Origin of the sequence: Salipiger mucosus DSM 16094 (assembly GCF_000442255.1) — a bacterium.
Lineage (GTDB): Bacteria > Pseudomonadota > Alphaproteobacteria > Rhodobacterales > Rhodobacteraceae > Salipiger > Salipiger mucosus.
In genome coordinates this window covers 176,006-189,661 of the sequence record NZ_KE557280.1, presented here as the reverse complement: position 1 = coordinate 189,661, position 13,656 = coordinate 176,006, and the positions used below count along the sequence as shown (strand labels likewise).

Here is a 13,656-nt window from a genome sequence, read left to right as displayed (position 1 = left end):
AATGTCCAGCGAACTGGTCATCGTCTATCACCGGCAGCCCTACGAAGAGGTCGAGGTCGACGGGCGCATCGAGTACCGGGAAAACAAGAGCCCGAACGGCATCGTGCCGACCCTCAAGAGCTTCTTCGGCAAGGTGAAGAATGCCTCCTGGGTCGCCTGGAAAGAGGCCGAGGATACGTCTAACCCCGGCTTCGACCGGGTGGTCCACATCGAGGACAGCTTCGGCAAGTACACGGTCTCGCGCCTTCCGCTCACCAAGGAACAGGTCAGCAGCTTCTACCACGTGACCTCGAAGGAGGCCTTCTGGCCGATCCTTCACGGCTTCAAGGAGAAGTACAACTACGATCCCGTCGACTGGCCCACCTTCCGCGAGGTGAACTGGGCCTTCGCCGAGGCCGCCGCCGCCGAGGCCGCGCAGGGTGCGAGCGTCTGGGTGCATGACTACAACCTGTGGCTCGTCCCGGGTTACCTGCGCCAGCTGCGTCCGGACGTGCGGATCTCGTTCTACCATCACACGCCCTTCCCGTCGGCCGACATGTTCAACGTGCTGCCCTGGCGCGGCGAGATCATCGACTCGCTGCTGGCCGCCGACGTGGTGGGCTTCCACATTCCGCGCTACGCGGCGAACTTCGTCTCATGCGTCCGCTCGCAGCACGACGTGGGCAACGTCCCGCGCGTGCGCGTGCCGGACGACCTGGTGACCGAGGGCTCGGCCCTGTCGGACCGCACGGTGCCGACCGAGATCCACATGTCCGACGGCCACGTCGTGCACCTGGGCGTGACGCCCGTGGGCGTGGATGTCGATTACATCGACGGACTTGCCGCGAGCGACGAGACCGCCGAACTGGCCAAGCGCTTCCGCGCCGAGGTCGGTGACGGCAAGATGCTGCTCTCGGTCGGTCGGACGGACTACACCAAGGGCGGCGCCGACCAGCTGCTTGCCTTCGAGCGACTGCTGGAGCGCCGGCCTGACCTGCACGAGCAGGTGCGCCTGCTGCATGTTTCGGTGTCGGCAAACCGCGCCATGACGGTCTACGAGCCGATCCAGAAGGAGCTCGAAGAGATCGCCGGCCGCATCAACGGCCGCTTCGGCAGCTTCAGCTTCCAGCCGGTCGCCCTGATCTCGCGCGCGGTGCCTTTCGAGGAACTGGTCGCCTGGTATCAGGTCTCGGACGTGGCGTGGATCACGCCGCTCGCGGATGGCATGAACCTCGTCTGCAAGGAATTCATCTCGGCCCGCCGGGACGGTGACGGCGTGCTTGTGCTGTCGGAATTTGCCGGCGCCGCGGTCGAGCTGGGCGCGGCGGTGATGACCAACCCCTTCTCGAGCCGGGCGATGGACCACGCCATCGACCTCGCCATCGACATGCCCGAGGACGAGCGCCGCGCACGGATGAAGCTTCTGCGCGCAGCTGTCGCCAAACGCGACACGCACCACTGGGCGGCGGACCAGCTCGCCCTGCTCTCGCCCAAGGACTTCGGAGACGACAGCGGCGCGGCTGCCTGAGCACGGCGCGCCAAGAACAGAAAAGACCCCCGGCAGGGGGTCTTTTTCGTTTCAACGCGATCTTTTCGTCACTCGGACATTTCCCGGCGCCGCATCGGCATGGCGTCGATGGTGGCGAACAGCTCGGCCGGGCGGAGGATGCGGTCCTGCTCGAGTTTCACGCCGCCGTCCTTCCCCACCAGCACGATCTTGAGGCCGGCGGGCGAGAACCCCTGCCGCAACATGCCGGGACGATCCGGCGACACGTCGCTGAGAACGACGATGTCTCGCTCGGCCAGCCCGGCCTCCGCCGCCTCGAAAAGCGCGATCTGCCGCGCATAGTCGGCGCTGTCGCCGGAGGGAGCGAAGACAAGGACCGGGCGCTTGTCCCAGCGCAGGTCCGACAGGTCGCGCCGGTCGGGCGACAGGTCGCGGAAGATGCCCTCGGCCGCATTGCCCGAGGTTGCCGCGAAGAACGCGGCGGTCCCGGCCGCGACGGCCAGAGTCAGCTTGGTGAAAGGTCCGAACATCTTGCTGTCTCCCGCTGGGTGTCCATTGGACTACGCGCGGGCCGAGCAACCGGTTCATTGGCGGCCGGAAAGAAAACGGGGCCCCGACCGGGACCCCGCAATTCTTGACCGAAGTTGCGCCGGCTCAGGCGCTGACGGCATCCGCCGGCGTGTGGCGCAGGCGCGTCAGTTCCTCGGCAACGAGGAAGGCCAGCTCAAGCGACTGCGTCGCATTCAGGCGCGGATCGCAGGCGGTGTGGTAGCGGTCGCTGAGGTTCTCTTCCGAGACCGCGTGCACGCCGCCGGTGCATTCCGTCACGTCCTGGCCGGTCATCTCGAAGTGCACGCCGCCGGGGATGGTGCCCGCGTCCTTGTGCACCGCGAAGAACTCGCGCACCTCGGACAGAACACGGTCGAAGGGCCGCGTCTTGTAGCCCGAGCCCGACTTGATCGTGTTGCCGTGCATCGGATCGCAGACCCAGAGCACCTCGGCACCCTCGGAGCGCACGGTTTCGATCAGCCGCGGCAGGTTCTCCGAGACCTTGCCGGCCCCGAAGCGCGAGATCAGCGTCAGACGCCCGGCCTCGTTCTCGGGGTTGAGCTTGGCCATCAGCACTTTCAGATCCTCGGAGGTCATCGAGGGGCCGCACTTGAGGCCGATGGGGTTCTGCACGCCGCGCGCGAACTCGACATGCGCGCCATCGGGCTGCCGCGTGCGGTCGCCGATCCAGATCATGTGCCCCGAGCCCGCGAGCCACTTGCCCGAGGTCGAGTCGACGCGGGTCAGCGCCTCTTCGTACTCCAGCAGCAGCGCTTCGTGGCTGGTGTAGAAGTTCACCTGGTGCAGCGCCGCCGAGCGCGAGCTGTCGATGCCCGCCGCCTTGATGAAGTCCAGCGTGTCGCTGATGCGGTTCGCCATCTCGCGGTAGCGCGCGGCCTCGTCGCCCTCGGTGAAGCCGAGCGTCCAGCGGTGCACCTCGTGCACGTCCGCGAAACCGCCCGTCGAAAAGGCGCGGATCAGGTTCAGCGTTGCCGCCGCCTGGGTGTAGGCCTGCAGCATCTTGCGCGGATCGGGCCGGCGCGCCTCGGGCGTGAAGGCCAGCTCGTTGATGATGTCACCGCGGAAGCTGGGCAGCTCGACGTCGCCCTGCGTCTCGGTGGACGCGCTGCGCGGCTTGGCGAACTGGCCCGCCATGCGGCCCACCTTCACCACCGGCACCTTGGCGCCGTAGGTCAGCACCATCGCCATCTGCAGCATCACCTTGAAGGTGTCGCGGATCGCGTTTGCGCTGAACTGCTCGAAGGCTTCTGCGCAGTCGCCGCCCTGCAGCAGGAAGGCCTCGCCGCGCGCGGCCTTGCCCAGCTCGGACTTCAGCTTCCGCGCCTCGCCCGCAAAGACCAGGGGCGGATAATTGGACAGCTGCGCCTCGACCGCGTCCAGTTCAGCCGTGTCGGTATAGTCCGGCATCTGGATCCTGGGCCTGGTTCTCCAGCTCGACTTGCTCCAATCCGTCATGATCTCTCTCCCGCATGGTCTCCGTTAGCGAAAACGTCCCGCGCGTATAGCGAAGGCCCGCCTGATATGCCATAGCGAATCATTCGCAATCTCTTGACGCTCCCGACCTTCTCTGCCCTCTTGTGAAACGCTTCGGGCCGGCGCGGCCCGCGCATTCCCCCCACTCCCGGGATGCCCGAAAAGGAGAGCCCGAACAATGCCGGCGCCTCGCACCACCTTCCAGCCCGGCCCGATGGCAAAACCGCGACGTTTCGTCTTCGCGCTTCTGCCGGGCTTCTCCCTCCTGAGCTTCTCCGCCGCGGTCGAGGCACTTCGCATCGCCAACCGGATGGCTGGCTGGCCCGCCTACGAATGGGTGCTCACGGGGGATGGCGGCGATACGGTCACCTGTTCGGCGGGGGCGGTGTTCAAGCTCGACTGCGATCTGCCCGAGCTGACCCGCGACGACACGCTGCTGCTCTGCGGCGGGATCGATGCGCTCGGCGGCGCGACCAAGCGCATGATGAACTGGCTGCGGCGCGAGGCGCGGCGCGGGCTGCGCGTGGGCGGACTCTGCACCGCCTCGGCGGTGCTGGCGCGGGCCGGGCTGCTGGACGGCCGCCGTGCCACGATCCACTGGGAGAACCAGGACAGCTTCGCGGAGGAATTCGACGAGGTGGTGCTGACCAAGTCGGTCTTCGTGATCGACGGCAACCGGCTCTCGACGGCGGGCGGTACGGCCTCGATCGACCTGATGCTCAAGCTCATCGCGGACGAGCACGGCGAGGAACTGGCGAACGCGGTCGCCGATCAGTTGATCTACAGCGCGATCCGCACCGACCAGGACACGCAGCGCCTGTCGGTGCCCACGCGGATCGGCGTACGCCACCCCAAGCTGAGCCAGGTCATCCACATGATGGAGCAGAACATCGAAGAGCCGATCAGCCCGGCGCTTCTGGCCAAGCAGGTGGGCATGTCCACCAGGCAGCTCGAGCGGCTCTTCCGGCGTTACCTCAACCGCTCGCCCAAGCGCTACTACATGGAGCTGCGCCTGCAGAAGGCGCGTAACCTGCTGATGCAGACCGACATGAGCGTCATCAACGTCGCGCTGGCCTGCGGCTTTGCCTCGCCCTCGCACTTCTCCAAGTGCTACCGCGCGCACTATCAGACGACGCCCTATCGCGAGCGCGGCAGCCAGGCCGCGAAACTGGCCGAGCAGTAGGCCGCGCTCAGCGCCCCGCCAGCCCGTCGCGCAGGACCGAAAGCACGGTCTCGCGCGGGGCCTCGGCGGTCACGAAGGCCGCGCCTATGCCGCGCGCCAGGATGAAACGGATCGCGCCGTCGACAACCTTCTTGTCCTGGCCCATCAACTCGTAGAGCGCCTCGGCCCCGGGCAGTTCGCCCGGGATGTCCGACAGGTCCGCCTTCATCTTCATCTGCGTCAGATGCGCCCGCACGCGGCTCGGCTCCTCCTGCGGGCAAAGCCCCAGCCGTGCCGACAGCTCGAAGGCCAGCGCGCAGCCGATGGCCACGCCCTCACCGTGCAACAGGCGATCGGAATAGCCCGTCGCGGCCTCGAGCGCGTGGCAGAAGGTGTGCCCGAGGTTCAGCAGGGCGCGGTCGCCCTGCTCGGTCTCGTCGCGCACGACGATCTCGGCCTTCATCTCGACCGAGCGGCGCACCGCGTAGAGCAGCGCCGCCTCCTCGCGCGCCGAAATGGCGGCAGCATTGTCCTCGAGCCATCCGAAGAACGCGGCATCCCCCAGCAGGCCGTATTTCACGACCTCGCCGTAGCCCGCGCGGAAATCACGATCCGTCAGGGTCTGCAGGGCGCCGGTATCGGCCAGCACGAGCGCCGGCTGGTGAAAAGCGCCGACAAGGTTCTTGCCGGCGGGCGAATTGATCCCGGTCTTGCCGCCGACCGAGCTGTCGACCTGCGCCAGAAGCGAGGTCGGCACCTGCACGAAGCGCACGCCGCGCCGCAGGATCGCGGCCGCAAAGCCCACGAGATCGCCGATGACGCCGCCGCCGAGCGCGACCACGACGTCGCGCCGCTCGATCCGCTGGGCCAGCAGCCATTCCGTCACGCGCTCGAGCTCGCGCCAGCACTTGGTCCCCTCGCCCGGCGGCAGCGTGAGCGCCACGCTCTCGATTCCCTCGGCCGAAAGCCCCGCCTGGAGAGCCGCGAGATGCGCCGCGGCGACCGTCTCGTCGCTGACGATGGCCACGCGGGGACGCGACAGCAGCGGCGCGATCTCGGCGCCCGCGCGGTCGATCAGCCCGGTTCCGATGCGGACGTCGTAGGCCCGCTCGCCAAGCGCCACGTGGACGGTTTCACTCATGTTTCGCACTCCAGAACGTCGGGCCGCGCCTTCAGCGCGTCGATCACGCGGTCGGCCATCGCCTCCAGCGACTGCTTGCGCCCCGATTTCACGATGATGTCGGCCTTGGCATAGATCGGCACGCGGCGCTCGTAGATCTCGCTCAGCGTCGCGTAGGGATCGGGCGTGCGCAGGAGCGGGCGCGTGTCCTTGTGCTTCACCCGCTGCCAGAGCACCGGCAGGTCGGCATCCAGCCAGACCGCGACGCCGCGCTCGGTGATCATCGCCCGGTTCTCGGCCGACATGTAGGCGCCGCCCCCGGTCGACAGCACCGCCGGCGCGTCGTCGAGGAGGCGCGCGATCACCTGCGTCTCTTTCCGGCGGAAGAAGGGTTCGCCGTCACGGGCGAAGATCTCGGCGATGCTCATGTTGGCGGCCAGCTCGATCTCGGCATCCGAATCGCGGAACGGCACGTGCAGGGCCGATGCCAGCGCGCGCCCGACCGCCGATTTGCCCGCTCCCATCATGCCGACGAGCACCACCGTTTTCTTCAGTCGCACCGTCTCGGCCCTTGTATCTCGGCCATCCATCGCCAATTCTGCCTCCCGGCGCCGTGAATGACGTGAGTTTGCCGAAAAGGCTAGGTATAAGTTAGAAAAAATACTCGAGGCAGGACAGGCGAACGCATGGGACGACTCTTCAAATGGCTGCTCATTCTCCTCGTTCTCGGGGGGATCGCGCTGGTTGGCTACGCTTACATCGGGCCGTTCTTCGGTGCCGATTTCTCGCCGCCGCAGACCGAAATCCGCGAACCCGTGGAGCTGGATGAGAACTGATCGTGCCTGTCTCGCCGCCGCGTTCGCGGCTGCCCTGACCGCGCCACTTGCGGCGCAGGAGGTGCAGGGCACGCAGGACCCGCTGTCCGCGATCGAGTGGCTCGAGGATGGTGGCGCCGAACAAATGACGCCGCTGCAACCGCCCGAGCCGCCGGTGGCCGACCGCGTCGCGCGCCCCGAGGTCGAATCGCGCCCCCTCGATGCGCCCGGCGTCGAGGCCGCGGGACTGCTGCCGATGTCCGTGACCGGCCTGCCGCCCGACCTCTGGTCTGAAAGCCGGACCGAGACGCTGGTCCCGCTCGTTGCCGCGGTGGACCCGGCAGTTCCCGCGCTCTCGGCGCTGCTCTTCACGTTGCTGCTGGCCGAGGCCGACCCTTCGCAGGGTCCAGAGACCGAGGTCTCCCTGCTCGCCGCGAGGCTCGACCGGCTCTTCGACGAGGGCGGCATCGAGCCCGGGCTCGCGCTGATCGAGCGCGCGGGTGGCACCGCCTCGCCTGCGCTCTTCACCCGCTGGATGGATTTCGCCCTGCTGTCGCGCACCGCCGAAAACGCCTGCCGCGCCCTCGAACGGCAGCCTGCGCTGTCCGAGGATCTGGCGACACGCATCTACTGCGATGCGCGGACCGGCGACTGGGAGCACGCGGCGACCGTGCTGGGCACCGCCGAGGCCCTGGGCCGGCTCGACGAGCGCACCGCCGAGCTGCTGGCGCGCTTCATCGACCCGGCGTTGGCCGACGGCGCGTCCCCCGTGGCCGTGCCGCCGCGCCCGACGCCGCTTGAATTCCGCCTCTTCGAGGCCATCGGAGAGACGCTCCCGACACAGCCCCTGCCCGTTCCATTCGCCGTGGCCGACCTTGGTGGCACCAGCGGTTGGCGCGCGCAGGTGCTCGCGGCGGAACGGCTCGCGCGGCGCGGCGCGCTTTCCGACAACCGCTTGCTGGGCCTCTACACCGAGCGCAGCCCGGCCGCCTCGGGCGGTGTCTGGGACCGCGTCGCGGCCGTTCAGGCGCTGGACGAGGCGCTGGAAAGCGGGCGGCCCGACCTCGTGGCCCCGGCACTCCGGCAGGCCTGGAGCCAGATGCGCAGCGCGGGCCTGCTGGTGCCCTTCTCGCGGCTCTTCGGCCCCCGGCTGGCGGAGGTGTCGCTCGAGGGCGAGGCGGCCGGCCTCGCGTTGCGCGCCGAATTGCTGTCGCCGGAGTACGAGATCGCGGCCGCGAACGTGACCGGCACCGACCCGACCATGCGCACCGTCGCGGCCATTGCGCAGGGCCGCGCGCCCGAGCCACTGCCCGACGCGCCCCGCCTTGCCGCCGCGGCCGAGGCCTGGAGCGGCACCGAGGTGCCCCGCAGGCTGTCGGAGATGTTGCGCGCGGGCAAGCTGGGCGAGGCACTGCTCCGCGCCATCGCGCTCTTTTCCTCGGGGGCCGAGGGCAACCACGGCGACATCACCGCGGCGCTCGCCACCTTCCGCGCCGTCGGGCTCGAGGACACGGCCCGCCGCGCCGCGATCCAGGCGCTGCTGCTGCACGACGAAGGCGCGCTGCGATGAGCGACCGGCACTGGGTCTCGGCCTTTCTCGAAGCGCAGGCCGCCGAGCGCGGCGCCTCGGACAACACGCGCGCCGCCTATGGCCGGGACCTCAGCGATTTCGCGGCCTGGCTGGCAGAGCGTGGCCTTGGGCTCGAAGCGGCACAGAAGGCCGATGTGGAGGCATACCTCATCGACTGCGAGGCCAATGGCCTCGCAGTCTCGACCCGGGCGCGGCGCCTCTCGTCGATCAAGCAGCTCTACCGCTTCACCTTCGAGGAAGGGCTTCGCGGCGACAACCCGGCGGTCCAGATCGCGGGCCCCGGCCGTCCGAAACGCCTGCCGAAGACGCTGAGCATCGAGGAGGTCGACCGACTGCTGGAGGCCGCCGGCGCGCATGGCCGCACCGAGAGCGACCGGCTGCGCAACGCCTGCCTGATGCAGCTGCTCTACGCCACGGGCATGCGCGTGAGCGAGCTTGTCACGCTGCCGCTGTCTGCCGCGCGAGGCGATCCGCGCATGCTGCTCATTCGCGGCAAGGGCGGCAAGGAACGCATGGTGCCGCTCTCGCCGCCCGCCCGCGCCGCGCTCGGGACCTGGCTCGCGCGGCGCGAGGCCATGGAAGAGGCCGCGCGGATCGAAGGCAAGCCGGCCTCCCGCCACCTCTTCGCCTCGCGCGGCAAGGCAGGGCACCTGACGCGGCATGCCTTCTACCTGCTGATCAAGGACATCGCCGTGCGCGCCGGCGTCTCGCCCGCGCGGGTCACGCCGCACACCCTGCGCCATGCCTTCGCCACGCACCTGCTGCAGAACGGCGCCGACCTGCGGGCGATCCAGACCTTCCTGGGGCACGCCGACGTCTCGACCACCGAGATCTACACCCACGTGCTCGAGGAAAGGCTGAAGGAGCTGGTCCTCGACCATCACCCGCTCGCGCGCGAGTGACCTCGGCGCAGACCGCAAATCTCATCGAGGAATTCGCAAAAGTTTTCGAAAATTCTTCTCGCGCCGCCGCGCGGGACGGGCTTCGCCTTGAACGCGGCGGCGCGGGCGCCCATAACCCTTCCGACCCCAACGGACGACGGATTTCATGAACGACGCCTCGACATACATGGACGCGGCCCTCTGGATCACCGCCGGTTCGATCCTCGTGCTCATCCTGCTTTCGGCCTTCTTCTCGGGCTCCGAGACGGCGCTGACCGCCGCCTCGCGCGGCAAGCTGCGCGCCTCGATGGACCGCGGATCGAAGGGCGCGGAAAAGGCGCTGACCATCACCGAGGACAACGAGCGGCTGATCGGCTCGGTGCTGCTGGGCAACAACCTGGTGAACATCCTCGCCACCTCGCTGGCGACGGCGCTTTTCACGCGGCTCTTCGGAGAATCCGGCGTGGCGCTGGCGACCCTCGTGATGACGCTTCTGGTGCTCATCTTCGCCGAGGTGCTGCCCAAGACCTACGCCATCACCAACCCCGAGCAGGCCGCGAGCAAGGTGGCGACGCCGATCTCGGTGGTGGTGCTGGTCTTTGCACCCGTGGTTGCCGCGATCCGCGCCTTCGTGCGGGTGGTCCTGCGGCTCTTCGGCGTGCAGACCGATCCGGACAGCCAGATCCTCGCCGTACGCGAGGAGATCGCGGGCGCGCTGCAGCTCGGCCACTCCGAAGGCGTCGTCGAGAAGGAGGATCGTGACCGTATCCTGGGCGCCCTGGACCTTGCCGAGCGCACCGTCGAGGAGATCATGCTCCACCGCTCGGGCATCGAGATGATCGACATCGCCGCCGAGCCGCGCGACATCCTCCAGCAGTGCCTCGACAGCAGCTACACCCGCCTGCCCGTCTTCCGCGACGAGCAGGAGAACATCATCGGCGTGCTGCACGCCAAGGACCTGCTGCGCGCGATGTACCAGTTCATGGAGGCCTCGGGCGACCGCGGGATCGAGGCGCTGGACGAGTTCCGCATTACCGAGGTGATGATGAAGCCCTACTTCGTGCCGGACACCACGACGCTGGCCGACCAGATGCGCAATTTCCTGCGCCTGCACACGCACTTCGCGCTGGTGGTGGACGAGTACGGCTCGCTCGAGGGTCTCATCACGCTCGAGGACATCCTGGAAGAGATCGTGGGCGAGATCACCGACGAGCACGACCCCGACGCCGAGCACCAGGTCAAGGCCGGCGAGGATGGCTGGTTCTGGCTCGACGGCGCCATGACCATCCGCGATCTCAACCGCGCGACGGACTGGTCGCTGCCCGACGACGAGGCGAACACCATCGCGGGCCTCGTCATTCACGAGGCGCAGATGATCCCGACCAAGGGCCAGAAGTTCAGCTTCCACGGCTTCCGCTTCGAAGTCATGGAACGCGAGAACAACCGGATCACCCGGTTGCGTGTGCGTCCTTCCGTGCCACGTCTGGCGAGCTGAGACCGCCGGGACCCGGCAGGTCGACCGTCAGCACGAAGCCCGCGACATCGCGCCCCTGGGTGATCGTGCCGCCGACCTGCTGCGCCGCCGCCTCCATCAGGCGGCTGCCCAGGGCGGTCGAGGAGAGCGGGTCGATCGTGCCCGGCTGGCCGGTGCCGTTGTCGCCGCAGCGAAAGCTCAGGGCGCCATCCGGGCCGCGCGAAGCGGTAAAGCGCAGCTGCGCGCCCTCGGCGCCGTCCGGGTAGCCGTATTTCGTGGCATTGGCGGCAAACTCGCTGGCGATCACGCCAAGGGCCGCGGCGACCCGGGATTCCACCTCAAGCGCCGGCACGTCGACGATCAGCGACATGCCCACCGGGGCCTGCCGCTGCAGCAGCGTGGCCACCCGCGCGAGATAGGCGTCGAGCCGCACGTGATGCATCTTCGAGGCCATGTTGAGCTCGGCGTGCAGTTGCGAGATCGCGTCGACCCGGCGGCCCACCGCATCGAGCGCGTCCAGCGTCTCGGGGCTCTTGGTGCGGGCGCGGTAGAGGCGGATGGTCGAGGCCACCGTCTGCAGCGAGTTCTTGACCCGGTGGTCGATCTCGGACCGCAGCTCTTCCTTGAGCGCCAGCGCGCGGTGCAGGTCCAGCTGCTGCATCACCTGCCGCGCCATGACTTCGAGCAGCTGGCGCTGCTGGTCGGTCAGCCGTCGCGGCCGCTCGTCCAGGACGCAGACGGTGCCGATGACATGGCCCGCGCGCGTGATCAGCGGCGCACCGGCGTAAAAGCGCATCTCGGCCCGGATGCCGCAGCAGAGCGGGTTGTCGGCCGTGCGCGGATCCTGCGCGGTGTCCGGGATCTCGAGGAAGTTGCCGTCGAGCAGCGCGTGCGAACAGATCGACTGGTCGAGCGGCGTTTCCGTGGGCGTGAAGCCGTGGCGCGCCTTGAACCACTGGCGGTCGGAACCGACCAGGCTGATCAGCGCGACCGGTACGTCGAGCATGGAGGCCAGCAGGCGCACGATCTCGTCGAGCGAGGGTTCGGGCGCGCTGTCGAGCGCTCCGAAACTCTCGAGCTCGGCCAGTCTGTCTGCCTCGTCCTCGGGCTTTGGCGCCAGTGCCATGGGTTCTGCTTCCCGTGTCCTGCCAATTCTCCGAGATTATGCAACAAGCGAGCGGCGTCAACGGCCTGCGCGAACCTTTTGGCGGCCGGTTCCGCCTCGGGGTGCCCGACGTTGCGGAAGCCGAGGCGCAGCGAAGGGTCGCGTCGTGTCAGCGCCCCCGAAGACGCACGCACGGGGAAGATTCGTTCGGCCGTGCATGGGTCTGCGCAACCTTTTGGCGAAAAATGCCCCAACGCCGGCGGCAATCCTGTATAAGCGCGGCCATGGGAGGAATCGCAATTCTGATTCCCGCCGCCGGAGCGAGCGCCCGGATGCGGGGAACCGACAAGCTTCTGGAAGAGGTCGAGGGACGCGCGCTGCTCCGTCGCCAGGCCGAGGAAGCCTTGCAGGTGGCGGACCACGTGGCCGTCGCCCTGCCCGCACACGACCATCCACGCGTGCGGGCCATCCAGGGCCTGCCCGTCCAGGTGGTCGAAGTGCCTGACGCGCACCTGGGCATGTCGAGTGCCCTGCGTCGCGGCGTGGCCATGCTGCCGCGCGGGATAGATGCCGTGCTGGTGTTGCCGGCCGACATGCCGGAACTGACGGCGCCGGACTTGGCGGCGGTTATCGCCGGTTTCCGCGCCGTGCCGCGGCCGACGCTGCAGCAGGCCACGGCCGCGGACGGCACGCCGGGCCACCCGGTTCTGTTCCCGGCCGACTGCTTTCCGGCGCTGCTGAACCTCAGCGGAGACCAGGGCGCACGCCGGGTGCTGGACGCCAATGCGCACCGGCTGCGTCACGTCGCCCTGCCCGGTTCCCGGGCCGTGACCGACCTCGACACGCCCGAGGCCTGGCAGGCCTGGCGCGACAGAAACCAGGCGCCCTGCGCGGCGGAATAGGCGCGCAGGGCATTCAAAGGGCGCGCGGCGGGACGGCGACCCGTCAGTCGCGCGCCTTCAGCGCATCGCGGATCTCGATCAGGATGTCGAGTTGCGAAGGGCCGGTCTTGACCTCGGGGGCGACCTCGTCGGGCTTTTCGGCCATGGCCTTTACGCGGTTCACCATCTTGACCAGCATGAAGACCACGAAGGCGATGATCAGGAAGTTGACCACCGCCATGACGAACCGGCCGATGGCGAAGACCGGGGCGCCGGCCTCCTTGGCGGCGTCCAGCGAGGCGTAGTCGTTGCCGTCGAGGGCGTAGAACCAGCCCGAGAAGTCGATCCCGCCGGTGAAGAGCGCGATGATCGGGTTGATGATGTCACCCACCAGCGAGGTGACGATGGCGGTGAAGGCCGCGCCGACGATGATGCCCACCGCCATGTCCATGACGTTGCCCTTGGCGATGAAGTCGCGAAATTCCTGAACCATTTGTCCGGATCTCCAAGAAAGAACTGCGCCGCCCGCGATGGACGGCGCAGTCATCTCAAGGCAGATCGCCTTGTGCGGCAACAGTTTTTCGCGCCGGACGGGTTCAGTCCGGCAGCGCGCCGGTCAGGACGTAGCGCAGGAGCCCCACCACCTGCTCGGGCGTGCGGGCGACCGCCAGGGCCGCGGCATCGACCTCTTTCAGGGCGTGGTCGTGCGCCTCGGGCTGCAGGATCACCAGCGACTTGCCGAGCGCCGCGGCGTAGCCCGCGTCGAAGGCGGCGTTCCACTGCTTGTACTTGTCGCCGAAGCGCACGACGACGACGTCGGCATCCTCGATCCCCTTGCGGGTTCGGATGGCGTTCATCAGCGCGCCCTTGCGGTCGTGCCAGAACTTGTCGGGCTCGGCGCCCAGTATCGCGACGCCGCAGTCGTCGCTGGCCGCGTGGTCAGTCACCGGCGCGGTAAAGGTCAGGTCAAGCCCTTGGGCTCCCTCGATAATCTGCTCGCGCCAGTCCGTGTGAATCTCGCCCGACAGGTAAACGTTCAGTCCCATGTCCTCGCTCCTTCTGACTCGTCTGACAGTGAGATATGCCTGCGGTCACCGG

Annotated in this window: 14 protein-coding genes; 7 read left to right on the top strand and 7 right to left on the bottom strand. The window is 68.4% G+C overall.

The genetic code is table 11. The annotated features are described in order from the left end of the window. Position 1 precedes the first annotated feature (1 nt). Positions 2–1,507, top strand: coding sequence for a glucosylglycerol-phosphate synthase (ggpS, locus tag SALMUC_RS19535; RefSeq protein WP_020041440.1), 1,506 nt, complete (start codon positions 2–4; stop codon positions 1,505–1,507). A gap of 68 nt (positions 1,508–1,575) precedes the next feature. Here the strand turns inward: ggpS and SALMUC_RS19530 are convergent, their stop codons facing one another. Next, positions 1,576–2,016, bottom strand: a complete 441-nt coding sequence (locus tag SALMUC_RS19530) for a DUF4174 domain-containing protein (protein WP_020041439.1) — start codon at positions 2,014–2,016, stop codon at positions 1,576–1,578. 124 nt (positions 2,017–2,140) lie between these two features. Continuing rightward, complete coding sequence (locus tag SALMUC_RS19525; RefSeq protein ID WP_037372351.1) at positions 2,141–3,511, bottom strand: class II 3-deoxy-7-phosphoheptulonate synthase; 1,371 nt, start codon at positions 3,509–3,511, stop codon at positions 2,141–2,143. A gap of 196 nt (positions 3,512–3,707) precedes the next feature. On the opposite strand from SALMUC_RS19525, the gene SALMUC_RS19520 reads away from it, so the two are divergent. Beyond that, positions 3,708–4,712, top strand: a complete 1,005-nt coding sequence (locus SALMUC_RS19520) for a GlxA family transcriptional regulator (RefSeq protein WP_020041437.1) — start codon at positions 3,708–3,710, stop codon at positions 4,710–4,712. 7 nt (positions 4,713–4,719) lie between these two features. Here the strand turns inward: SALMUC_RS19520 and aroB are convergent, their stop codons facing one another. After that, complete coding sequence (aroB, locus tag SALMUC_RS19515) at positions 4,720–5,832, bottom strand: 3-dehydroquinate synthase (protein ID WP_020041436.1); 1,113 nt, start codon at positions 5,830–5,832, stop codon at positions 4,720–4,722. After that, a complete protein-coding gene (locus SALMUC_RS19510) occupies positions 5,829–6,401 on the bottom strand; it encodes a shikimate kinase (protein ID WP_020041435.1) in 573 nt (190 codons plus the stop codon). The genes aroB and SALMUC_RS19510 overlap by 4 nt, the downstream gene beginning before the upstream one ends. 96 nt (positions 6,402–6,497) lie before the next feature. On the opposite strand from SALMUC_RS19510, the gene SALMUC_RS30595 reads away from it, so the two are divergent. The 4 genes from SALMUC_RS30595 to SALMUC_RS19495 all read left to right on the top strand — a co-directional run bounded on the left by SALMUC_RS30595 (position 6,498) and on the right by SALMUC_RS19495 (position 10,593). Continuing rightward, entirely contained in the window at positions 6,498–6,647 is a 150-nt protein-coding gene (locus SALMUC_RS30595) for a hypothetical protein (protein WP_020041434.1), read from the top strand. Continuing rightward, positions 6,637–8,196 (top strand): hypothetical protein, encoded by a 1,560-nt coding sequence (locus tag SALMUC_RS19505; protein WP_021120668.1) that lies wholly within the window; start codon positions 6,637–6,639, stop codon positions 8,194–8,196. The genes SALMUC_RS30595 and SALMUC_RS19505 overlap by 11 nt, the downstream gene beginning before the upstream one ends. Beyond that, the gene (locus SALMUC_RS19500; protein ID WP_020041432.1) at positions 8,193–9,119 is read left to right on the top strand and encodes a site-specific tyrosine recombinase XerD; all 927 of its coding nucleotides are present in this window, start codon (positions 8,193–8,195) and stop codon (positions 9,117–9,119) included. Before SALMUC_RS19505 ends, SALMUC_RS19500 begins: the two co-directional genes overlap by 4 nt. Before the next feature lie 145 nt (positions 9,120–9,264). Continuing rightward, positions 9,265–10,593, top strand: a complete 1,329-nt coding sequence (locus SALMUC_RS19495) for an HlyC/CorC family transporter (RefSeq protein WP_020041431.1) — start codon at positions 9,265–9,267, stop codon at positions 10,591–10,593. On the opposite strand, the gene SALMUC_RS19490 is transcribed toward SALMUC_RS19495, so the two are convergent. Then, positions 10,547–11,698 (bottom strand): GAF domain-containing protein, encoded by a 1,152-nt coding sequence (locus SALMUC_RS19490; protein WP_020041430.1) that lies wholly within the window; start codon positions 11,696–11,698, stop codon positions 10,547–10,549. The two genes, SALMUC_RS19495 and SALMUC_RS19490, sit on opposite strands and share 47 nt — an antisense overlap. Positions 11,699–11,961: 263 nt before the next feature. Here SALMUC_RS19490 and SALMUC_RS19485 point away from each other — a divergent pair, with 263 nt between their 5' ends. After that, positions 11,962–12,579: a nucleotidyltransferase family protein gene (locus tag SALMUC_RS19485; protein ID WP_037372348.1), complete on the top strand. Its 618-nt coding sequence runs from the start codon at positions 11,962–11,964 to the stop codon at positions 12,577–12,579. 43 nt (positions 12,580–12,622) lie between these two features. On the opposite strand, the gene mscL is transcribed toward SALMUC_RS19485, so the two are convergent. Together mscL and SALMUC_RS19475 are read right to left on the bottom strand one after the other, a co-directional pair. Beyond that, positions 12,623–13,051, bottom strand: coding sequence for a large conductance mechanosensitive channel protein MscL (gene mscL, locus SALMUC_RS19480; protein ID WP_020041428.1), 429 nt, complete (start codon positions 13,049–13,051; stop codon positions 12,623–12,625). 103 nt (positions 13,052–13,154) lie between these two features. After that, positions 13,155–13,604, bottom strand: a complete 450-nt coding sequence (locus SALMUC_RS19475; protein WP_020041427.1) for a YtoQ family protein — start codon at positions 13,602–13,604, stop codon at positions 13,155–13,157. Positions 13,605–13,656: the final 52 nt, after the last annotated feature.

Coding starts and splice junctions, on each gene's coding strand:
- ggpS (WP_020041440.1), top strand. CDS start 2: ATGTCCAGCGAACTGGTCATCGTCTATCACCGGCAGCCCTACGAAGAG.
- SALMUC_RS19530 (WP_020041439.1), bottom strand. CDS start 2,016: ATGTTCGGACCTTTCACCAAGCTGACTCTGGCCGTCGCGGCCGGGACC.
- SALMUC_RS19525 (WP_037372351.1), bottom strand. CDS start 3,511: ATGACGGATTGGAGCAAGTCGAGCTGGAGAACCAGGCCCAGGATCCAG.
- SALMUC_RS19520 (WP_020041437.1), top strand. CDS start 3,708: ATGCCGGCGCCTCGCACCACCTTCCAGCCCGGCCCGATGGCAAAACCG.
- aroB (WP_020041436.1), bottom strand. CDS start 5,832: ATGAGTGAAACCGTCCACGTGGCGCTTGGCGAGCGGGCCTACGACGTC.
- SALMUC_RS19510 (WP_020041435.1), bottom strand. CDS start 6,401: ATGGATGGCCGAGATACAAGGGCCGAGACGGTGCGACTGAAGAAAACG.
- SALMUC_RS30595 (WP_020041434.1), top strand. CDS start 6,498: ATGGGACGACTCTTCAAATGGCTGCTCATTCTCCTCGTTCTCGGGGGG.
- SALMUC_RS19505 (WP_021120668.1), top strand. CDS start 6,637: ATGAGAACTGATCGTGCCTGTCTCGCCGCCGCGTTCGCGGCTGCCCTG.
- SALMUC_RS19500 (WP_020041432.1), top strand. CDS start 8,193: ATGAGCGACCGGCACTGGGTCTCGGCCTTTCTCGAAGCGCAGGCCGCC.
- SALMUC_RS19495 (WP_020041431.1), top strand. CDS start 9,265: ATGAACGACGCCTCGACATACATGGACGCGGCCCTCTGGATCACCGCC.
- SALMUC_RS19490 (WP_020041430.1), bottom strand. CDS start 11,698: ATGGCACTGGCGCCAAAGCCCGAGGACGAGGCAGACAGACTGGCCGAG.
- SALMUC_RS19485 (WP_037372348.1), top strand. CDS start 11,962: ATGGGAGGAATCGCAATTCTGATTCCCGCCGCCGGAGCGAGCGCCCGG.
- mscL (WP_020041428.1), bottom strand. CDS start 13,051: ATGGTTCAGGAATTTCGCGACTTCATCGCCAAGGGCAACGTCATGGAC.
- SALMUC_RS19475 (WP_020041427.1), bottom strand. CDS start 13,604: ATGGGACTGAACGTTTACCTGTCGGGCGAGATTCACACGGACTGGCGC.